Below are 19,542 nucleotides of genomic sequence, written 5' to 3'. Positions count from 1 at the left end.
CGGGGCGGGGCGGCCACCGGCGTCAGTACCGGCTCAGGGTGTAGGCGCCCGAGCCGGCCTTGTTGACGACCAGCACGCCGTACCAGCCGCTGCGGGGCGCGGTCCAGACGATCTGCTCGGTGCCGCCGGGGCCCGCCGACGAGGACGTGGCCGCCGTGAGGGCGCGCGGCACGATCCCGGTCGACGTCCCGTCGGGCCGGTCGTCGGCCAGCAGGAACAGTTCGACGTCCTGGCCGGCGTTCGACGGGGTGACGGTCAGGGTCGCGGTGGTGCCCCGCGCGATGAACGCGTCGCGGACCGCGACCAGGTCGGTGGCGGACATGGTCAGGTTCTGCGGGGCGGCGGGTTGCAGGATGTCGCTGCCCTGCGCGAGTTCGATCTGGTAGTCGCCGGTCCCGGTGCCGGTGGGCCGGATCCGGGGGTAGTAGCTGGTGCGGGGGCGCAGATCGGAGTCCACCGCGATGAAGTTGATCGTGTGGTTGGCCGTGGTGCTGGTGTCCAGGAGCGTGCTCTGGCCCCGGTCGCCGTAGAGGTCGATGGCGTAGTCGCCACCGGCGGTCGGTGGGCGCACGGCGACCGCCGACCAGTAGCGCGTCGTCGTGGCGTAGCCGTAGTTGTGCGGGGCGGGGGTGGGGCGGGTCAGCGGGGAGTAGTCGGCGAGCGGGTTGCGGAAGCCGTAGTCGATGGCGTTCTGGTACAGGCAGGCCAGGGCCCCGTTGTCGGCGACGTTGAACCCGTCGGCGGCCCGCTGGTTCCAGAACTCGGCGAACGTGCCGACCGGGTGCCGGGTGAACGTGGTCCAGATCGGCCCGCCGCGAGGCTCCTCGACGTAGCTGTCCCAGGGGGCCTCGGTGCCGGTGTCGGTGATGTCGATCATCGCGCCGGCCACCCGGCCCTCGACCGTGTCCCCGGCGCCGAACGAGCTGGTGTTCTCCAGGTTGAGCGAGGAACCGTTCGGCCACCGGAAGTACGGGTCGTGGTAGACGTTCACCGGGAACCACTCGGCGAAGCCCTCCACCCAGGCGCAGCCGGCCGACGACGCGATCTGGATGTAGTGCGGGGCGCAGTTCGGCTCGGGCGGCATCGCGTCGTTGTATGTCTCGTCCATGATGGCGTGCGCCGTCTCGTGCACCACGACCATCGGGGCGTCCGGGTCGGCCGCCGCGAGGTGGACGTCGTTGTCCTGCGGGGAGTAGTAGGTGCCGTCCGTGGAGGTGGGCGACCAGTTGATGTTCAGCTGCCGGCAGTTGACGCTGTGGTTGCTCGACCAGCACGGGCCCGGGTGCCAGCCCCACGCGTCGTCGACCTCGTCGAACGCGTGCAGGCCGCGCATCATGGTCGGGTCGGTCGGCTTGAGGTCGCCGAACTCGCGGTTGCCGCCGTCGGGGACGAACGCGGCCGCCGAGTCGAACACGTAGTCGTTGTTCGTCCCGGTCGCGCGCAGCCGCCACACCCAGTTCCACATCGCGAAGTGCACCCGCACGTTCCGCCCGGCGGCGGCGTTGGCGAAGCACAGGTTGTACCGGCCGTCGGGCCAGGCCGTGAACCCGCTGGCGAGCAGGGTGCCGCCGTCCCAGGCCTCGACCCGGGTGTTGATCGACGGTCGGGTGGCGCCGAGGTGGTCGACATAGAACCAGCCGCCGGTGACACAGGAGGTCGCGGCGAGGGCCGTGCCCCCGGCCTGGCCGGCCGGCTCGGGGGTGGCCGGGAGGGCGGTGTGCCGGGGCGCGGCGGCGGGCACCGGTACCCCCGTGATCGGGGTTGTCGCCCCGGTGGCGGCGGGCCGGATGTCGCGCACCGAGCGCTCCCCGGGCCTGCCGACCGTGAGGAAGACGGTGTCCTGGGCGGCGTCGGTGCCGCCCGGCACGGTCCGGCTCGCCCGGACCCGGATCTCCGCCGGACCCGGCTCGGTCGCCGTGACCGTGCCCGAGTAGCGCACGGTCCCGGCCGGCAGGGCGCGGGTGCCGGAGGCCCGGGCGATCCGGCCGTGGTCCTGCGGGTTCGCCGAGGCGCGGTCCGTGCTGGTCAAGCCGGTGGGCGGCGTGACCCAGCGCAGGGTGCCGGGCAGGTCGGCCTCGACGGTGACCGCGTCGGCGGCGTGTTCGGCGGTCACGTCGAAGGTGAACGAGACGACCTGGCCGACGGCCGGCGGCGTGGCCAGGGTGGCGCTGACCGACAGGCAGCTCGTCCATTCCGACGGGGCGGGGGTGTGCGGGTTGGGGCGCAGCGTGCAGCCGGTGGGCGCTGGCGGCCGCGCGTGCGCGGTGGTCGAGGTGAGCCCGGCGATGGCCAGGCACAGTACGGTGGTCGTCGCCAGGGTGCGGAGGATCGATCGTTGTGCGAACACGCGTCTCTCCTTGCGTCGCGGTGGCCGGTCCGGGGGTCGAAACCGACCACTGTCTAAAGTGGACTGTGAAGGGGAACGTGGCGCTCCCTCTGGTGGCACAGTCGGAGACCGGCCCGCGAACGTCCGGCGTCGGTCCCGACAGCGGGGCGCGCGGAAGCGGTCAGGAGCCGTGGTCCCGGGTCCCGGGGCGCGCGCGGTGATCCCCGGCCGTCGGGCCGCGCTGAGCTGCCGTTATCTTGACGGCGTGGCCCATCTTCACGCGCTCGGCGTCCTGATCATCCTCACCCGTGACGAGGAGGTCCTGCTCACCCTGCACAAGGGCACCGGCCAGTGGTCCGTGCCCAGCGGCCCGCTGGTCGGCGACGAGAACGTCCTCGACGCCGCGGTCCGCGAGGCCCGGGAGAAGGTCGACGTGCAGCTCACCGCCGAGGAGCTGGAGTTCGTCGGCGTCATCCACCGCCGGCACGGCCCGGAGCGCGCGAACATGGCGTTCGTGTTCCACGCGCTCAACGTGCCGGAGTTGCAGGGCGAGCCGGTCAACGCCGACCCTGAGCGGTGCGCGGAGATCCGGTGGTTCCCGATGGAGGAGCCCCCGGAGAAGGCCTCGCCCAACACCGTCCGGGGCCTGGAACTGCTCGACAGCGGCGAGTCGCTGAGCGTCGCCGACTGGGAAGAGCGCTAACGACTCGTGCGCGGCCAAGCGCAGGATGTGATGGATTGAGTTGGTGACCACGTGAACCATAAAGCGATGGCGAGCATTGGCGGTGGTTTCCTCCTGCGCGCGTCGCCGATTTCGGTGAAGGACGTGAACGCAGTGCGATCCCCAATACGCATCACCGACTTGCCGGAACGCGAGCTGCTCCTGACCTAGGCAAGCCAGTCGGATTTCCAGCCCCTTGACTCGGCGGATACCTATCGAACATATGCGTGGCGTTGCACCTCGCATATCTCGTCTCGCATTTCCTGCTGGGGCGTACCCACTTCGCCTCGGGACGGCTGTAGGCGGCCCTTTCTGGGGGTGCTCTGTCTGGCTTGAATGGGTGGCTCCCGCAGTCTATCTTGTTGCATGACGATCAAACGTGACTCGGAATGGTTTCTATTGCGACGGGGGGCTCGTGCATGGGTGAACTTCCCCATGGAATAAAGCGATGCGAAAACAAATCCATGAGGTACTGTCTGCGAGGGAATATTTCTTGCCCGATGCGGATCGTCTGCTCCCAGTCGGACGGGCTCACGAATTTAGGTCGAGTTGGTCGCCAGCGGCCGTTCAAATATGGGAATTCCTCGCCTCTGAGGATGAAGTCATGCCCTGGGGCTTCGATGCCGGCAGTCGTAATTATCAATTCATCATTGAATAGCTCAATGGGCGTGCCTTGAAGTTGCCAGGAATTCTGGTCTTTGCGTTTGGCTGCAATGGCAATCTTCAAGGCCTTTTGGAAATTTTCGAGCGTCAATGGAAAGTTTAGGCTCTCCTCCCCTCTCCACTGACCCGCCTTGTACAACTCCTGAATGATAATGTCGGCTATTTCGTCCGCTGCTTGTCCCCGCTCCCACACGGTCTCGATTTTCGTTGGCGGGTTAGAGTCCTGCCTCATGCCCGTGCGAACCTCAATCAAGAGCCGCGGCGCGGGCCCTCTTTTGAAGTCCTTTGGTACGCTTCCCCAAGAAAATGTCGCCGAAGTGCGCTCAGCGCCAGCGTTGGCGGCTACGGTGATCCGACCCTGGTCGATTGCGTCGTTGCGGTTTGCCTCGTGAAGAGCCATTGCGACGGATTCGAATGATACAATATCCAACGCTTCAACTACTTGATCTTGCATTTGGGCTCGGCGTTGCTGGCGTTCTTTAATTCGATCCTGCAGTTCGGCCAGGTTCATTGAGGTGCCATCTGATTGTGCCTGAAGGCGAGCGTCAACCTGGTCGGCAACATTTTCTGCGGCACGTTCGGAGATGTCAACCACGACGCGGTAGATTTTTGGTGTGAGGGTAGCAAGAAGCCCAAAGAGTCCCACTGTTGAGCCAACCTCAATTAAGATCGACTGTATTACTAGTTGGCTGGACCAATTTTTCGGTACGAAAAATGCAATCACGGCTAGACTGGCACCTATTGCGAAGCAGGTTGCCACCAGTGGCCAATGGATCCGGTAGCTATCGCCGCGATCATCGCTCATCGAGGTTCACCTTTGAATTAGATGGCTGCTGCGGTAACTGGACAACCTCACTGTAGGCGATCTCGGCATCGATTGAGGCCTTGTTGTCGCCAGAGGGAATGTTCTGGGCCCGTGAGTTGACGCCGTCTCGGAGGAGTTTGATCGGTGGCGTTCGATCGACGGGCATCTCTTACCTCGGTATCGCTGTTGGTGGTTGGCTCTGGCTTCAGAGCCTCGTGCTAGGGCTGGACTTCACGGCGCGCCCTACGCCGCTACTCGCGCTGCGGAGATCGTAGATGTGACACCGATCCTGAAGCGATTGTCGGCACTATATGCTCACCGAGCATCCTCTCGGGGATACATCCATAACCTGCTCGCCCTTACGCTGCCTTAGACCGTGTCTCAACTGGCGAGTAGTCCGAGTTTGATGAGTCGGCGGTAGCAGATCAGGGCGCAGGCCAGGCGGGCGAAGGCGTCGAAGTGGCTGGCCTTGCGGTCGTAGCGGCGTACCAGGCGCCGGAACCGGGTGACCCATTGCAGGGTGCGTTCGATGACGTAGCGGTGGCGGCCGAGTCGGGTCTTGGACTCGATGCCGCGGCGGGCGATCCGCGGGATGATCCCGCGCCGGCGCACCGCGACCCGGCACACCCGGTAGTCGTAGCCCTTGTCTGCGTGCAGCTTCCAAGGCCGCCGCCGGGGACGCCCGGTGCGGCCACGGACCGGATGGACACCATCGACGACCTGTTCGAGGACTTTCATGTCAGGGGTGTTGCCGGCCGAGACCTCCACGTTCAGCGGCAGGCCCTCGCGTTCGCTGATCGCGTGGATCTTCGACCCGGGTTTACCCCGATCCACCGGGCTCGGCCCGGTCAGGTCCCCCCTTTTACCGCCCGTACATGCATCGCATCGACCGAGGCCCGCGACCAGTCGATCTGCCCGGCTTGGCCGAGCAGATCGAGTATCGCCTGGTGCAGCAGGGCGAAGAACCCGGCCTTCGTCCATTCGCTAAACCTGCGGTGCGCCGTGGGCCGAGTCACCCCGAACGAGGCCGGCAACGCCCACCACGAGCAGCCAGATCGCAGGACGTAAAGGATCGCCGCCAGGACCGCCCGATCATCGACGCGCCGCCGGCCGCCGCCCTGCCAAGGTTTCGGGTGTGGAGGAATCAACCCACGCGCGAGCTGCCACAACGCTTCCGGACACCACTTCTCAACATCACTCATACCCACCAGACGCACTCACCGGGCAGCTATGACGCCGACTTGAGACACGGTCTTAGATCGGGTGCCAGTGAAGTACGGACACTTCGCCCGATTGGAACGCTCCGCCTCTAGCCGTGCCCGCGGCCTCCACAGTGTCGGCCTAATTCGCAAGGGTCGATGGTGTGGCGGAGTAAAGGACCAGTATCCGAAACGAGTCGGAACTGCGAACCGACACGGTGGAAGAAGGTGCCTCTGCGATTGTCAGCGCCCTTGACCGTTCCCGACAGAACCTGGCCTGCGGGCAGGGCCGGCCGCTCCCGGCAGTAAGGCGCGGTCGTGCGATGCCGCCAAACCGGCCACCGACCTGGTAGGTGCGACTCTCGTCCTTTCGTGCATGCACTTACCGGGAGACACCGAACGTTTGGCACATTCAGCCAGCCGAACTGGCTGCCACAGCCAGAATGTCAGTGCGGACGGGGTGTGTTGGCGGTACTTGGATCACGGTTCGCTGCAGCAACGGCTGTAGGGGTACCCGTAGTACCTGCGAGCTACGCCGCAGGTGCGCTCTCCGGCGGGACGACGACCACAGGGCATGATCCATAGCTTCGTACCAGACATCCCCTGGTACGGAAGGACCCGCCAGCATGGCGCTCCGCTCGCTGCTCGCCGCCCTCGTCGCCGCCTCGGTGGCCGTGCCCATGGCGGGTGCGGCCCAGGCCTCGGCCGTCCCGGCCCCCGCTCCGGCCGCCGGCACCCCCCTCGTCGCGAGCCCGGCCGCCCTCGCCGCGCGGTACGCCGCCAGCCGCGAAGCGCTCCGGACCGCCGGCACGGTCGCCGACGACCACGGCGCCCGGGCGCGCGCCACCGCGCTGCGATCCATGGCGGCGCCGGACCGCCAGTTCCTGTTCTTCGACGGTCGCGACGGCGGCCGGTCCGCCGAGGTCTTCGGTGACCTGGCGACCGCCGACCGGATCGCGGTCCTGGTGCCGGGTTCGGACACCAGCGTCGACCAGTACCGTCGGCTGTGGAACGGCGCGTCGGCCCTGCACCAGGAACTCGGCCCCCGCTCGGCGGTCGTCGCCTGGCTCGGCTACCGGACGCCGGCGATGGTCAGCCTCGCCGCGCTGACGGCCGGCCGGGCGACCGACGCCGCCCCGCTCCTGCGCCGGTTCGTCGGGGAGGTGGCGGCGGCCCGGCCGGACGCCCGGATCTCCGTGCTGGGCCACTCCTACGGTTCCGTGGTCTGCGCGCTCGCCGCCCCGGACCTGCCGGTCGCCGACATCGTCCTGTACGGCAGCCCCGGCACCGGCCTGACCAGCGCGGCGGCCCTGCGCACCCGGGCGACGGTCTGGGCGGGGCGGGCCGCCGCCGACGGGATCTCCCGGGTGCCGCACGTCCGGGTGCGCCTGCCGTTCGTCACCCTCGGGTTCGGAACCGACCCGGTGTCGCGTGAATTCGGTGCGCGGGTGTTCGCGGCCGGGGACGGGGGACACAGCGACTACCTGAGACCGGGGTCGGCGGCCCTGCGCGCCATCGCCCGGATCGTGTCGGGCGGCCAGGATGCGTGACACGACCACCTCCCCCGACCGCACCGCGGCCGGGACCGCTCCGCGCCCCGCTGCCTTGCCCGACCTGCCCGGCTCCGGGAGCGCCCCGCGCGCCGCGGCCGCAACGGACCGGCCCGGTTCCGGGAGTGCGGCCCGCGCTGCCACCCCGTCGGACCGGGTCCGTGTCGGGAACCGGCTGCGGGCCCTCGCCCGGCGGATCGACGCCGCCACCCCGCCCGACCGCGACCGCGCCGTCGACGCCCTGCGGGCCCTGGCCATTCTCGGGGTGGTGCTCGGCCACTGGCTGGTGACCGCCCTGGTCGTCGACAGCGGGACGGTGCACGCGTCCAGCCCGCTGTGGCACCTGCCGCAGTTGGCCCCGGTGTCCTGGCTGTTCCAGACCCTCGCGGTGTTCTTCCTGGTGAGCGGGCAGACCGGCGCGGCCAGTCATGCCCGGGGCGTGCCCTATCTCCGCTGGCTGCGGGCCCGACTGGCCCGGTTGTTCCGCCCCGTCGCCGCCGTGCTCGTGGTGTGGACGGTGGTGACGGGGGCGATGCTGGCCGCCGGGGTGGGGCTGTCGACCGTGCACGCCCTGGTCAAGCTGGTGCTGTCGCCGCTGTGGTTCCTGCTGGTCCTGGCCGGGCTGACCGCACTGACCCCGCTGGTGGCCCGGTTGCACCCGGCGTGGCCGTTCGCCGTCGTCGTCCTCGTGGACGTGGTCCGGTTCGGGTTCGACGGGCCGGCGTGGCTGGGCTGGGTCAACGTGGCGGCGGCCTGGCTGGTGCCGTACTGCCTCGGCGCGGCCTGGTCGCGGGGGCGACTGCGCACCAGGGCGACCGGCTGGGCGTTGCTGCTCGGCGGCGCGTCGACCACGGCCGGACTGGTCCTGTGGGCCGGCTACCCCGCGTCGATGGTCGGGGTGCCCGGGGCCGCGATCTCCAACCTGCACCCGCCGACCCTGGCGGCCGTCACGTTCGGCCTCGCCCAGTGCGGCGGCGCGCTGCTGCTGCTCGGCCCGCTGCGCCGGGTGCTGGCCCGCCCGGCGGCCTGGGCGGCCGTGGCGCTGGTCAACCTGTCGGCGATGACCGTGTTCCTCTGGCACCAGACGGCGATGATCGCGGTCACGGCCGTCGGGCTGCTGGCGGGCGCGCCCCTGACCGGTCTGCACACCGTCCCCGAGGGGGCCGGTTGGATCCTCGCCCGGCTGGCGTGGCTGCCGGTGTTCGCGGTGGCGCTGCTGGGGTGCTGGGCGACGTTTCGTACCTATGAAAATGGGTTGAGGCGGTCTGCTCGTCCTGGTATCGTCCGCGTTTCCCCTGGCGGCCGGACCGGCCGCCGCCTCAGGTCCACTTCGTGACGTCGGTCGAACCCGGGCGTCGGAGCCCCGCTGGGCCCGGCCGGCACCGGGTGACGAGCACCGAGGTACCGGGGCCGCCAATCTAGCTAAGGATGGCGTCAGCATGGGCGAAATAACGGAACTCGAGAGCGAGGCGGAGTATCTCGCCGCGGCGCGGGCGGCGCTGGGCCGGATGCGCGCGGACGTGCTGGCCACGGAGACCCCGGAGTTCGTCTCGGGCACCGACGAGGTCTGGTTCAACACGATGTACCGGATGGCCCGCGCCCGCCGGGGCCACGACCTGGTCGACCTGCCGGACGTGCCGTTGTTCTTCGGCCGGCTCGACTACGAGCCCGGCACGATCCACGGCCACGACCCGGCCGGGGGCGCCGACGCCGACCGGGTGTACGTCGGCCGGCGACGGGTCCGCGACGACGAGGGCACGCCGCTGGTGGTCGACTGGCGCGCGCCGGTGTCGATGCCGTTCTACCGGGCCACCCGCCAGGATCCGCAGGGCGTGCTGCTGCGCCGCCGGTACGGGTTCTCCGACACCGCCCGACTCACCGCGTACGAGGACGAGCCGCTCACCGGCGGCACCGGTACCGGGGCCAGCCAGCTGCTCGCCGCGGAGATCGAACGGCCGCGCGCCGGGCCGATGCGCGACATCGTGGCCACGATCCAGCCCGAGCAGGACGAGCTGGTCCGAGCGCCGCTGGCACAGAGCATCTGCGTGCAGGGGGCTCCGGGCACGGGCAAGACGGCCGTGGGCCTGCACCGGTTGGCGTACCTGCTCTACACCGAGCCCAACCGTCTCACCGGCGGCGTGACGGTCGTCGGCCCGAACCGGTCCTTCCTCGGCTACATCCGGCACGTGCTGCCGGCGTTGGGCGAGGTCTCCGTCGTGCACAAGACCGTCGACGAACTCCTCGACCGCCCCGTGACCGGTACGGACACCGACGGTGCCGCCCGGCTCAAGGGCGACGCGCGGATGGCCGAGGTGCTCCGCGGCGCGCTGTGGGCCCACATCGGCGAACCCGACGAGGACCTGGTCTACGTGCACGGCGGCACCCGGCACCGGGTGTACCGCGACGACCTGGCCCGCACGGTCGCCGACCTGCGCGGCGGCACCCGCTACGGGCCCGGCCGCGCCGGACTCGCCCAGCGCCTGGCCAACCTGGTCCTGAAGCAGATGGAACGCCGCGGTGCGTCCCCCGACGACCGGGACCTGGCCGCGGTGGCGCGGTCCAAGCCGGTCCGCCAGCTCCTCGACGCCGTGTGGCCCAAGCTCACCCCGGAGCAGGTGCTGTTCGGGGTGCTGACGGACCCGGGGCCGGCGGCCGAGGGGCTGTTCACGGCCGAGGAGCAGGCGACGCTGCGGTGGGCGAAGCCGTACCGGTCGGCGAAGTCGGCGAAGTGGTCCGCCGCCGACACGGTCCTGCTCGACGAGCTGGCCGGCCTGATCGACCGCACCGCGTCGCTGAGCCACGTCATGGTCGACGAGGCCCAGGACCTCAGCCCGATGCAGTGCCGGGCGCTCGGCCGCCGCTGCGTCACCGGATCCCTCACCGTGCTCGGCGACATCGCCCAGGGCACCAGCGCGTGGGCCGCCGACGACTGGCCGGCCCTGCTGGACCACTTCGGCAAGCCCGACATCCGGCTGACGGCCCTCGACCGGGGTTTCCGGGTGCCGGCGCAGATCATCGAGTACGCCGCGCGCCTGCTGCCGGCCATCGCGCCCGGGCTGGCCTCGCCGGTCTCCGTGCGCCAGGCCTCCGGGGCGCTGCGGGTCACGGCGAGCACCGCTCTGCGCGAGGACGTGCTCCGGGCATGCCGGGACCGGCTCGCCGACGAGGGTTCGGTCGGCCTGATCGCCGCGGACGCGGACATCGCCGCCCTGCACGAGGTGTTGCTGGCCGCGGGCGTCGAGGCGGCGCTGTTGGGCCGGGACGAGGACGCGCTGGAGTCCGGCCAGCTGGTCTGCGTGCCGGCGGGCCTGGCCAAGGGCCTGGAGTTCGACTCCGTGATCGTGGTCGAACCGGGTCGGATCGCCGCAGCGGAGTCCCGCGGCCTGCACCGGTTGTACGTCGTGCTCACCCGCGCCGTCAGCACCCTGGACATCCTGCATGCCGAACCGCTGCCCGCGCCGCTGTAGGGAGCCCCGGCGGGTGGGAAACCCGCCGGGGCCCGGCCTATGCCCGGTACGCCGCCCACTGCGCGCGCATCCGGGCGCCCTGGCCCGGGGTGAACTCGTACATGCACGGGTCGTAGGAGTAGTCCATGAAGTTGTGGATCGGGTCCACGCCGGTCGAGGTGCAGGTGTCGCGGCCCGCCGGGCAGCCGCTCGCGGAGCTGGCCTCGGCCGGGGTGTCGTCCACGTAGTCGCCCGGGGCGGCGCACCCGCCGTCGAACGTGTGGTAGAGCCCCAGCCAGTGGCCGGTCTCGTGCGTGGCGGAGTCGCCCTCGTTGTAGTTGACGGCCGTGCCGCCGGGGATGGACTCGTTGAGGATGACGACGCCGTCGTAGGCGAGGCTGGGGGCGGTGCCCGGCAGGTACGCATATCCGAGGTTGGTGCCCAGGCCGGTCACGTACAGGTTGAGGGTGCCCATGCCGCCCTCGTGCAGGGCCTTCTTGGCGGCGGACTCGGCGCTGCGCTTGTCCATGTCGTACCACCGGCTGTTCACGGTCCGGGTGGTCTTCGTCAGCGTGAACTGGAAGCCGTGGCTGGCGAAGGCCTGGTTCATCACCGTGATCTGGTCCGTGATCATCGCGTCGGGCATGTTGCCGCCCGCCCGGGTCGTGTCCTTCATGATGACGTGCACGATGGTCGGCACGGTCACGGTGGCCGCCACGGCGTGGGCCGCCACGCCCCGCGTGGCGAGCAGCTCGGCGGTCCGGGCCTCGTGCTCGCGGGCCTGGGCCGGGGTGAGCTGGCCGCGTTCGGTGCTGGTGGTGCCCGCGCGCTGCCGCAGGGTCGAGGACGGTCCGCAGGCGGTGTTGGCCGACGGGGTGCGCGCCTGGGCGACGCTGCCGCTGACGACGCCGAGGGCGAGGACGAGGGTGCTGGTGACGGCCGCGAGGCGGGCCGCCCGATGGGTGAGGCGCATGAAGTCTCCCCGGTGCGTGTGCCCATGGCCCAAGGGGTTGTTGGCCATGGTTGTTGCGCGACACCCTAGTGACCGCAAGCTTTTCGGGTACTCAAGACAATCTCCGGAGAATGTTCGGGAAAGTGGAGGATCGCCACCGTGGACCGGACCCTGGCTGACCCCGACCGCGCCACCTATAGGGTGATCTTGTGACGGGGGAGGGTGCGACGGAGACGCGGCGGCTGCTGGCGGCCCTGCGTGAGCTGCCCGGCGTCCTGCGCGAGGACCTGTGGACGACCGCCGTCGACCCGCTGCCGCCGCTGCGGCCCCGGTGGATCGCCCGGCTGCCGCACGTTCTGGTGGTGCTGTTCGCCGTCGTGGCGTTCATCACCGAGGGCGCGAGCCTGTCCGCGCACCAGCTGGGCGCGCCGGACATGGACACCGGCCTGTTGCTCATCGGCGCCGCGTGCGTCGCGCTCGTCGTCGGGACCGTCCGACCCGCGGCGGCCTGGTGGGCGGTCACCTTCACGGTCGTGATCGGCGCGTGGGTCACCGAGTCCAAGATGCCGCCGGACACTGTGTTTCCGCTGGTCATGACCACCGAGTACGGCCACGCGATCGGGAGCACGAACCCGGTCTTCCCGTGGACCTTCCCCGCGCTGGCCGTGCACGCCGCCGTGTTGTTCCTGCTGGCGCTGCGGGTCCGCCCCCGGTCGGCGGTCGCCGCGCTGGCGATCAGCGTCCTGCTCGGACAACTGTGCGTCGCGTTCGGTTCCCCGGGCCGCAACTCCGACGTGGGCAAGGCGATCGTGGTCCTCGGGGCGGCAGTGGTCCTCGGCACCGCGATGCGCGGTCGCCGGGTGGCCAGGGGTCAACTGCTCGTGCAGGCCGGACTCACCGCCGAGGAACGGGGCCGGCGCACCCTGCTGGAGGAACGTAGCCGGATCGCCCGCGAACTGCACGACGTCGTCGCCCACCACATGTCCGTCATCTCCATCCAGGCCCAGGTCACCCCGCACCTGGTCAAGGACCCGCCCCAGGAACTCCTCGACAACGCCGCCGGCATCCGGCGCAACGCGGTGGAGGCCCTCAACGAACTCCGCCGGGTACTGGGCGTGCTGCGCTCCGAGGAGTCCCCCGCCGAGGACGCCCCGCAGCCCACCCTCGACCGCCTCGACGAGCTGGTCCGCAACGTCCGGGCCGCCGGCCTGACGGTCACCGCCGTGACCCACGGCGAGCCGCGCCCGCTGTCGCCCGGAGTGGAGTTGACGGCGTACCGGATCGTGCAGGAGGCGCTGAGCAACGCGATGCGGCACGCGCCCGGCGCCCCGGTCCTGGTCGGGGTCACCTACCACCCGAACAACCTGACCGTCTGGGTCGCCAACACCGCGCCGGACCGGCCGGCCCCGCCCTCGTCGGGCGCCGGGCACGGCCTGCTCGGCATGCGCGAACGCACCAGCATGCTGGGCGGGGGCCTGACGGCCGGCCCCACCCCCGACGGCGGCTACGAGGTCACGGCGTTCCTGCCCACGAGGCCCACCCCCGAGGACACCCCATGACGCCGATCCGGGTCCTGATCGCCGACGACCAGATGATGGTCCGCCAGGGCTTCACGGTGCTGCTTAACGCCGAGCCCGGCATCGAGGTCGTCGGCCAGGCCGTCAACGGGCTCGACGCCGTCGCCCAGGTCGCGGAACTGGCTCCCGACGTCGTGCTGATGGACATCCGGATGCCGGAACTCGGCGGGATCGAGGCCACCCGCCGGATCACCGGCCCGGCCGAGGCCACGGTGAAGGTCCTGGTGCTGACAACCTTCGACCTCGACGAGTACGTGTACGAGGCGCTGCGCGCCGGCGCCTCCGGTTTCCTCCTCAAGGACGCCTCGGCGGCCGAACTCGCCCAGGCGGTCCGGGTCGTGGCCGCCGGGGACGCCCTGCTCGCGCCGAACATCACCAAGCGGTTGATCGCGGAGTTCTCCCGGATCGCCGGCGCGCCCCGGGCCCCGCTGAAGGACAGGGTCGGTGACCTGACCGAACGCGAGACCGAGGTGTTGTCGCTGATCGCCCAGGGCCTGTCGAACGCGGAGATCGCCACGGGGCTGGTGGTGGCCGAGCAGACGGTGAAGACGCACGTGAGCCGGATCCTGGTCAAGCTGGGGCTGCGGGACCGGACCCAGGCGGCGGTCTTCGCGTACGAGACCGGCCTGGTCCGCCCCACCGGCTACTGACCGGCCTGGCCGGTTGCCTTCCGTGGGCGGCCGGGCACCCTGATGCGCCGGGCCTCCTCGGAAGATCCGGCGGACCCGGTGCGGTCTCAGCCGGCCGAGTAGCCGAAGCCGGCCTCGTCGAGCTCGGACCGCCGCCGGTCCTCGAACAGCACCCCGAGGTGTTCGAGCCGCTCGTCGGACACCTCGCGGGCCAGGTCCGGCAGGATCCGGGACTCCTCCTCGCGGATGTGCAGCGTGACGGCGTCGACGAACTCGGCCACCAGGGTGTCGAACCCGGCGGTGCCGACCGCCGCCTGGGCGGCGGCAAGCCTGTTCTCGACGTCGCGGTGCTCGGTGATCCCGTGCGCCACCGCGTACTCCTCGGCGGCGTCCATGCCCAGCAGGGTGCCGTAGATCTGCTCCTCCTCCGCGGCGGTGTGCGCCGACAGTCGGGCCCGCAGCTCCGCCATGACGGTCACCGGCTCGGCCTCGTGGTCCCGCAGACAGCGCATCAGCTTCGTGAGCCGCTCGTGGTCGCGGGTGATCGCGGTCAACGCGTCCATGTCCCCACCTCCCCGTGGCCTCTCTACCCGGGAGGTCGGGCCGACAAACACCGGGGACACCCCCATGATCCACCGTCGCGCCCGGTACCCGCAGAATGTGGCGGCAGGGTGCGTCCGCACCCACCCCTCCCACGGATGGAGCAGCATGACCGGCCCCCTGATCGCCGCCGTCGCTGGCCGCGAGCCCGCCGTCGACCCGACGGCCTTCGTCGCCCCCACCGCCGTCGTCCTCGGCGCGGTCACGATCGGCCCCGGCGCGAGCGTCTGGTACGGCGCGGTCCTGCGCGGCGACGCCGAGTCCATCACGATCGGCGCCGACACCAATATCCAGGACAACTGCACGGTGCACAGCGACCCCAGCTTTCCGGCGGTGCTCGGCGACCGGATCACGGTCGGACACAACGCCGTCCTGCACGGCTGCGTCGTCGAGGACGACGTCCTGGTCGGGATGAGCGCGACGGTGCTCAACGGCGCGCACATCGGCGAGGGTTCGCTGATCGCCGCCGGGGCTGTGGTGCCGCAGGGGATGGTGGTGCCGGCGGGGTCGCTGGTGGCGGGGGTGCCGGCGAAGGTGAAGCGGGAGTTGACCGAGGACGAGCGGTCCCTGATCAAGGCCAACGGGGAGGGCTACCTGGTCCTGGCCCAGGCCCACGCGGCGATCCCCACCCAGAACCACCGCACCTGATCCGACTCACTGGTGACGGTTGGGCGGGGGAGCCGGCGCGGTCCTGTGCGCCGGCTCCCCGGTTCCCTGTCGTGTCCGTGCCGTGCCGGCAGGCCGGGTGGACACGCCCCCGTGGTCCGCTACCGGTGCGCGACTAGCAGAGGTAGCTGCCGCAGTACGCGTTGAGGATCGCGACCGAGGACCGTGTCGCGCTCTCGCCGCCCTGCGAGTAGGTGACCGTGGCGTAGATCTCGCTGTCGAACATGCCGCCCGGGACGGAGACCGCGCAGGCCGGCGAGGTCGAGGTGCAGCCGGTGATGACGGACGTGTACGGCCCGCTGATGCTCCACGAGTACGTGTAGGAGCCGGAGCCGAAGACCTGGAACGCCACGTTGTAGGTGCTCGCGGGCACGCTGTTGTTGCAGTACTGGCTCCAGGTGAAGATCGTGCCCGGTGCGATGCGGCAGCCGAACGTCTCGCCCCCGAAGGCCGCGGCGGGTGAGGCGGAGCTGAGGGTGAGCGATGTCGCCGCGACGACACCTGCGGCGAGGCCGACGAGCACGGAACGCAAGCGAGACTTCATGGGAATCTCCGCTCTGGGGGGATGTGTCGGGCGAGCGTAGCAACGTCGGACCCCATCATTCAATAGGTGTTGAACGTTGAGTGTCCATAGAAGACAGGGTTGTGGTTCGGGGTCATTGTCTGGATCATCCAGATCGGGTATCCAGGACAGGCATCGTCTCGACCCTGGAGGTCCCGTGAGAGTGCGCACCGTCACCGCCCTGGCCCTGCTCGCCACCGCCGTCCTGGCACCCGACCCCGCACTGGCCGCCCCACCGGGCAAGTCGCCGGTCGCCGTCGGCTACGGCGGGGCGGTGGCCACCGTGGACGCCGACGCCACCCGGATCGCCCTGGACGTGCTGCGCGACGGCGGCAACGCGGTGGACGCCGCCGTCGCAGCGGCCGCGGCGCTCGGGGTCACCGAGCCGTTCTCCGCCGGGGTCGGTGGCGGCGGATTCCTGGTGTACTACGACGCCCGGCACCGCACCGTCCACACTCTCGACGGCCGCGAGACGGCACCGGCCGCCACCACGGAGACGGCGTTCGTGAACCCGGCGACCGGCAAGCCGTACGCGTTCGACGAGGCCCGGGTCAGCGGCCTGTCCGTCGGCGTGCCCGGCACACCACAGACCTGGGAGACGGCGCTGGAGCGGTGGGGGACCACCGACCTCGACGACGCGCTGCTGCCCGCCGCCCGGCTCGCCGACCGCGGCTTCGTGGTCGACCAGACGTTCGCCGACCAGGTGGCGGCCAACCGGGCGGTGTTCGCCCAGTTCGACTCGACCAGCTCGCTGTACCTGCGGGGCGGGCAGCCGCCGGCCGTCGGCTCGGTGTTCCGCAACCCGGACCTGGCCCGCACCTACCGGCTGCTGGCCCGCGACGGGGCCGACGCGTTGTACCGGGGCGCGCTGGCCGGTGACATCGCGCGTGCCGTGCAGCACCCGCCGCTCGCCACATCCCCGGCGACGCCGTGGCCGTACCCGGTCCGGCCCGGCACATTGCGCCGGTCCGACCTTGACGCCTACGCCGTCCACCAGCCGGCCCCGACCCACGTCACCTACCGGGGCCTCGACGTGTACGGCATGGCCACCCCGTCCAGCGGCGGCTCGACCACGGGCGAGGCGCTGAACATCCTGGCCGGCTCGGACCTCGCCCACCTGCCGGGCACGCTGGCGCTGCACCGGTACCTGGAGGCCAGCGCGCTGGCGTTCGCCGACCGCAACCGTTACGTCGGGGACCGTACCGCCCGACCGCTCCTGGACGAGCTGCTGAACCCGGACTTCGCCGCCGAGCGGGCGTGCCGGATCGACCCGGCGCGCGCCCTGCCCAAGCCGGTCGCGCCCGGCGTGCCCGACGGAACCTACGGCGGCTGCGCGGCGGCCCCGGTCGGCGAGCCCAACATCCAGGATCTCGGCACCACCAACCTGACCGTGGCCGACCGGTGGGGCAACGTGGTCGAGTACACCTTGACGATCGAGGCGACCGGCGGCAGCGGCATCGTGGTGCCGGGCCGGGGGTTCCTGCTCAACAACGAGTTGACCGACTTCAACTTCGCCCCCACCCAGGGCGGCGCTCCGGACCCCAACCTGCCCGGGCCGGGCCGGCGGCCGCGCAGCTCGATGGCCCCCACCATCGTGTTGTCGCACGGCCGGCCGCTGTTGGCGACCGGCTCGCCGGGTGGCTCGACCATCATCACGACCGTGCTGCAGGTACTCGTCAACCGTCTCGACCTGGGCATGGGCCTGCCCGAGGCGATCGACGCGCCGCGCGCCACCCAGCGCAACACCGCCTCTGTCCAGGCCGAGCCGGGGTTCCCGACCGCCGGGCTGGCCGCGCTCGGGCACGTCTTCACCGCGAACCCGGAGATCGGCGCGGCGACCGGGGTGGAGTTCCTCCGCGACGGCCGGGTGCAGGCGGTGGCCGAACGTAGCCGCCGGGGTGGCGGCGCGGCGGCCGTGGTGCGCCCGTGGCCCGCATAGACTGCCGCTGTGCCGCGTGTTCGGGTGAACGGCGTTTCGCTGGACCATGTCATCGAGGGCTCGGGCCCCACGGTGGTGCTGGTGCACGGCTCGTGGGCCGACCGGTACACCTGGGTCCCGGTCACCTCGCTGTTCGTCGGGCACTGCCGGGTGGCGTCGTACGACCGGCGGGGCCACAGCCGCAGCGAACGCCCGCCCGGGCAGGGGTCCGTGCACGAGGACGTGGCGGATCTCGCCGCGCTGGTGGAGACGCTGGACCTGGCGCCGGTCTTCGTCTGCGGCAACTCGTTCGGCGGGCTCGTCGCCCTGCGGCTCGCGCACACCCGCCCCGATCTGGTGCGGGGCGTCGCGGCGCACGAGCCGCCGGGGACGGGCCTGCTCGCCGGCCCTGACCTGGCGGACGCCACCGCCCGGATGTCGCCGGTCCGCGCGCTGCTGGAGGCCGGCGAGGACGCCGCGGCAGCGGAGCTGTTCGTCGAGATGGTCGCGCTGGGGCCGGGCGGGTGGGCGCTGCTGCCGCCGCGGGTGCGGGAGACGTTCGTCCACAACGCGCCGACCCACCTGGACGAGCTCCGCGATCCGGACGCCTTCGGTCTCGACCTCGACGCGCTGGCGTCCTACACCGGGCCGGTCCTGCTTTCGCACAGCGACGATAGTCCGCCGATGTTCGCCCCGATCCTCGACCGGATCGCCGCCGCCCTGCCCCAGTCGGTCCGCCACGTGTACGCGGGCGCCGGCCACGTCCCGCACGTGACCCGGCCGGAGGAGTACGCGCGGGTCACGCTCCCGTGGGTCCTCGGCTCCTACGGCCGCGGCACCGCGTAGTTGCGGGCCGCCCAGGCCTGGTAGTGCGGGGTGTGGGCGATGAGGTCGCGGTAGGCGCCGGTGACGTAGTGGTGCAGGCTGTCGGCGACCTCGGCGGCGGGGCCGTCGCGGCGCCAGATCAGCAGATGGCGGAACCACAGGGGGTCGCCGGTCATCGGCTTGATCAGCATCCGGTCGGTGGCGCGGGCGGTGGGTTGGATGGCGGTGACGCCCATCCCCTGGGAGACCATCGCCTGGAGCTGGTCGATCGCCGTGACCTCGTGCACGGTGACGGGAGTGAATCCCGCGGCCCGGAACGCGTCGTGCAGCACCCCGGGCCAGCCGGCTCCGTCGTCGGGCGAGACGAACCAGGCGTCGTCGGCCAGCGCGGCCAGGGGTATCTCGGGGTGGTGGGCGAGGCGATGTTCGGCGGACAGGGCCACGAACACGGGTTCGGTGACGACGGCTCGGCAGGCCAGGGCCGGGGAGTGGGCCAGTTCGTGGCCGGGGTAGTCGGCGCCGAGGACCACGTCCAGCCGCCCGGTTTCGAGAAGGTGGACGAGCGCGGCGATGTTGTACTCGCTGTGCAGGGTCACGGCGAGGTCCGGACACGCTGCCCGCAGGCGCGCGAGGAAGCCGGGCAGGGCCGGGAGGTTGGTCGCACCGAGCCGGAGCGTTCCGACGGTGGGCGGGGCGGGGTACCGGCCGAGCGCGTCCGCGCGGGCCAGGAGGTCCCGGGCCTGGGCGACGACGTGCACCCCGTGCGGGGTGAGCTGCATTCCGTTGCCGCCGCGCAGGAACAGGGCCTGGTCGAAGATCTTCTCGATCCGGCGGAGCTGGGTGCTCATCGCCGGCTGGGTGGTGCCGGCCGCAGCGGCGGCCCGGCCGACGCTGCCCAGGTCGGCGATGGCGCACAGGATCCGCAGATGCCGAAGTTCGAGGTCCATCGTTGGATGCCTCCTTCCGGGAGGGGCTTGAATCTTATGGCCCGTCCTGTGGTTTGACATGTCCCCGGCCCTGTATTGGCCTGTGTCCTGTGTGAAATTCTGCGCATCACACCTCACCATTCGGCGTGGTGGATCGGATATTCCATAAAGGAGTGG

At 71.0% G+C, this 19,542-nt stretch carries 17 protein-coding genes; 10 read left to right on the top strand and 7 right to left on the bottom strand.

Annotation, left to right across the window (positions count from 1 at the left end; translation table 11 throughout):
- Nucleotides 1–22: 22 nt before the first annotated feature.
- Nucleotides 23–2,347 carry a YML083C domain-containing protein gene (locus IW245_RS14720; protein WP_197003738.1) on the bottom strand — a complete coding sequence of 775 codons (2,325 nt, stop codon included), beginning with the start codon at nt 2,345–2,347 and terminating at the stop codon, nt 23–25.
- A gap of 244 nt (nt 2,348–2,591) precedes the next feature.
- Between IW245_RS14720 and IW245_RS42200 the strand changes: the two genes are divergently transcribed.
- Both IW245_RS42200 and IW245_RS41630 read left to right on the top strand, forming a co-directional pair.
- Nucleotides 2,592–3,029, top strand: a complete 438-nt coding sequence (locus IW245_RS42200) for an NUDIX domain-containing protein (protein ID WP_197003737.1) — start codon at nt 2,592–2,594, stop codon at nt 3,027–3,029.
- A gap of 66 nt (nt 3,030–3,095) precedes the next feature.
- Nucleotides 3,096–3,218, top strand: coding sequence for a hypothetical protein (locus IW245_RS41630; RefSeq protein ID WP_267920063.1), 123 nt, complete (start codon nt 3,096–3,098; stop codon nt 3,216–3,218).
- A 202-nt stretch (nt 3,219–3,420) separates the two neighbouring features.
- Here IW245_RS41630 and IW245_RS14710 read toward each other — a convergent pair whose 3' ends face one another.
- Nucleotides 3,421–4,515, bottom strand: coding sequence for a hypothetical protein (locus tag IW245_RS14710; protein WP_197003736.1), 1,095 nt, complete (start codon nt 4,513–4,515; stop codon nt 3,421–3,423).
- A gap of 381 nt (nt 4,516–4,896) precedes the next feature.
- Nucleotides 4,897–5,717 (bottom strand): IS5 family transposase gene (locus IW245_RS14705; RefSeq protein ID WP_372445307.1). Its coding sequence is split into 2 segments (ribosomal slippage): nt 4,897–5,369 and nt 5,369–5,717, totalling 822 coding nucleotides; the frame shifts between segments, so codons are not numbered across the junction.
- Between the two features lie 623 nt (nt 5,718–6,340).
- Between IW245_RS14705 and IW245_RS14700 the strand changes: the two genes are divergently transcribed.
- The 3 genes from IW245_RS14700 (at nt 6,341) to IW245_RS14690 (ending at nt 10,731) form a co-directional block, all read left to right on the top strand.
- Nucleotides 6,341–7,264, top strand: coding sequence for an alpha/beta hydrolase (locus IW245_RS14700; RefSeq protein ID WP_197003734.1), 924 nt, complete (start codon nt 6,341–6,343; stop codon nt 7,262–7,264).
- On the top strand, nt 7,257–8,600 hold the full coding sequence (locus IW245_RS14695; RefSeq protein ID WP_197003733.1) for an acyltransferase family protein: 1,344 nt from the start codon (nt 7,257–7,259) through the stop codon (nt 8,598–8,600). The genes IW245_RS14700 and IW245_RS14695 overlap by 8 nt, the downstream gene beginning before the upstream one ends.
- Nucleotides 8,601–8,703: 103 nt before the next feature.
- Nucleotides 8,704–10,731 (top strand): HelD family protein, encoded by a 2,028-nt coding sequence (locus IW245_RS14690; RefSeq protein WP_197003732.1) that lies wholly within the window; start codon nt 8,704–8,706, stop codon nt 10,729–10,731.
- Nucleotides 10,732–10,768: 37 nt separating this feature from the next.
- On the opposite strand, the gene IW245_RS14685 is transcribed toward IW245_RS14690, so the two are convergent.
- On the bottom strand, nt 10,769–11,683 hold the full coding sequence (locus IW245_RS14685; protein WP_197003731.1) for a zinc metalloprotease: 915 nt from the start codon (nt 11,681–11,683) through the stop codon (nt 10,769–10,771).
- Between the two features lie 188 nt (nt 11,684–11,871).
- Here IW245_RS14685 and IW245_RS42195 point away from each other — a divergent pair, with 188 nt between their 5' ends.
- The gene (locus IW245_RS42195) at nt 11,872–13,221 is read left to right on the top strand and encodes a sensor histidine kinase (RefSeq protein WP_197003730.1); all 1,350 of its coding nucleotides are present in this window, start codon (nt 11,872–11,874) and stop codon (nt 13,219–13,221) included.
- On the top strand, nt 13,218–13,889 hold the full coding sequence (locus tag IW245_RS14675) for a response regulator (protein WP_197003729.1): 672 nt from the start codon (nt 13,218–13,220) through the stop codon (nt 13,887–13,889). The genes IW245_RS42195 and IW245_RS14675 overlap by 4 nt, the downstream gene beginning before the upstream one ends.
- An 86-nt stretch (nt 13,890–13,975) precedes the next feature.
- On the opposite strand, the gene IW245_RS14670 is transcribed toward IW245_RS14675, so the two are convergent.
- A complete protein-coding gene (locus IW245_RS14670; RefSeq protein ID WP_197003728.1) occupies nt 13,976–14,431 on the bottom strand; it encodes a hemerythrin domain-containing protein in 456 nt (151 codons plus the stop codon).
- Between the two features lie 145 nt (nt 14,432–14,576).
- On the opposite strand from IW245_RS14670, the gene IW245_RS14665 reads away from it, so the two are divergent.
- Nucleotides 14,577–15,116, top strand: coding sequence for a gamma carbonic anhydrase family protein (locus tag IW245_RS14665; RefSeq protein ID WP_203787564.1), 540 nt, complete (start codon nt 14,577–14,579; stop codon nt 15,114–15,116).
- A gap of 133 nt (nt 15,117–15,249) precedes the next feature.
- On the opposite strand, the gene IW245_RS14660 is transcribed toward IW245_RS14665, so the two are convergent.
- Complete coding sequence (locus tag IW245_RS14660) at nt 15,250–15,678, bottom strand: hypothetical protein (protein WP_197003727.1); 429 nt, start codon at nt 15,676–15,678, stop codon at nt 15,250–15,252.
- A gap of 181 nt (nt 15,679–15,859) precedes the next feature.
- Here IW245_RS14660 and ggt point away from each other — a divergent pair, with 181 nt between their 5' ends.
- The gene (gene ggt, locus IW245_RS14655; protein WP_197008509.1) at nt 15,860–17,635 is read left to right on the top strand and encodes a gamma-glutamyltransferase; all 1,776 of its coding nucleotides are present in this window, start codon (nt 15,860–15,862) and stop codon (nt 17,633–17,635) included.
- Nucleotides 17,636–17,644: 9 nt separating this feature from the next.
- Nucleotides 17,645–18,460 carry an alpha/beta fold hydrolase gene (locus IW245_RS14650; protein WP_197003726.1) on the top strand — a complete coding sequence of 272 codons (816 nt, stop codon included), beginning with the start codon at nt 17,645–17,647 and terminating at the stop codon, nt 18,458–18,460.
- Here the strand turns inward: IW245_RS14650 and IW245_RS14645 are convergent.
- Nucleotides 18,439–19,386 carry a LysR family transcriptional regulator gene (locus IW245_RS14645; protein ID WP_197003725.1) on the bottom strand — a complete coding sequence of 316 codons (948 nt, stop codon included), beginning with the start codon at nt 19,384–19,386 and terminating at the stop codon, nt 18,439–18,441. The two genes, IW245_RS14650 and IW245_RS14645, sit on opposite strands and share 22 nt — an antisense overlap.
- Nucleotides 19,387–19,542 lie beyond the last annotated feature (156 nt).

Source organism: Longispora fulva, assembly GCF_015751905.1.
Lineage (GTDB): Bacteria > Actinomycetota > Actinomycetes > Mycobacteriales > Micromonosporaceae > Longispora > Longispora fulva.
This window is presented reverse-complemented; position numbering and strand designations above follow the sequence as displayed.

What these genes read in the sequence shown, in the direction of transcription:
- IW245_RS14665 (WP_203787564.1), top strand. Translation starts at nt 14,577, where the DNA reads ATGACCGGCCCCCTGATCGCCGCCGTCGCTGGCCGCGAGCCCGCCGTC.
- IW245_RS14670 (WP_197003728.1), bottom strand. Translation starts at nt 14,431, where the DNA reads ATGGACGCGTTGACCGCGATCACCCGCGACCACGAGCGGCTCACGAAG.
- IW245_RS14695 (WP_197003733.1), top strand. Translation starts at nt 7,257, where the DNA reads ATGCGTGACACGACCACCTCCCCCGACCGCACCGCGGCCGGGACCGCT.
- IW245_RS14675 (WP_197003729.1), top strand. Translation starts at nt 13,218, where the DNA reads ATGACGCCGATCCGGGTCCTGATCGCCGACGACCAGATGATGGTCCGC.
- IW245_RS14710 (WP_197003736.1), bottom strand. Translation starts at nt 4,515, where the DNA reads ATGAGCGATGATCGCGGCGATAGCTACCGGATCCATTGGCCACTGGTG.
- IW245_RS14700 (WP_197003734.1), top strand. Translation starts at nt 6,341, where the DNA reads ATGGCGCTCCGCTCGCTGCTCGCCGCCCTCGTCGCCGCCTCGGTGGCC.
- IW245_RS14645 (WP_197003725.1), bottom strand. Translation starts at nt 19,386, where the DNA reads ATGGACCTCGAACTTCGGCATCTGCGGATCCTGTGCGCCATCGCCGAC.
- IW245_RS14685 (WP_197003731.1), bottom strand. Translation starts at nt 11,683, where the DNA reads ATGCGCCTCACCCATCGGGCGGCCCGCCTCGCGGCCGTCACCAGCACC.
- IW245_RS41630 (WP_267920063.1), top strand. Translation starts at nt 3,096, where the DNA reads ATGGCGAGCATTGGCGGTGGTTTCCTCCTGCGCGCGTCGCCGATTTCG.
- IW245_RS14690 (WP_197003732.1), top strand. Translation starts at nt 8,704, where the DNA reads ATGGGCGAAATAACGGAACTCGAGAGCGAGGCGGAGTATCTCGCCGCG.
- IW245_RS14660 (WP_197003727.1), bottom strand. Translation starts at nt 15,678, where the DNA reads ATGAAGTCTCGCTTGCGTTCCGTGCTCGTCGGCCTCGCCGCAGGTGTC.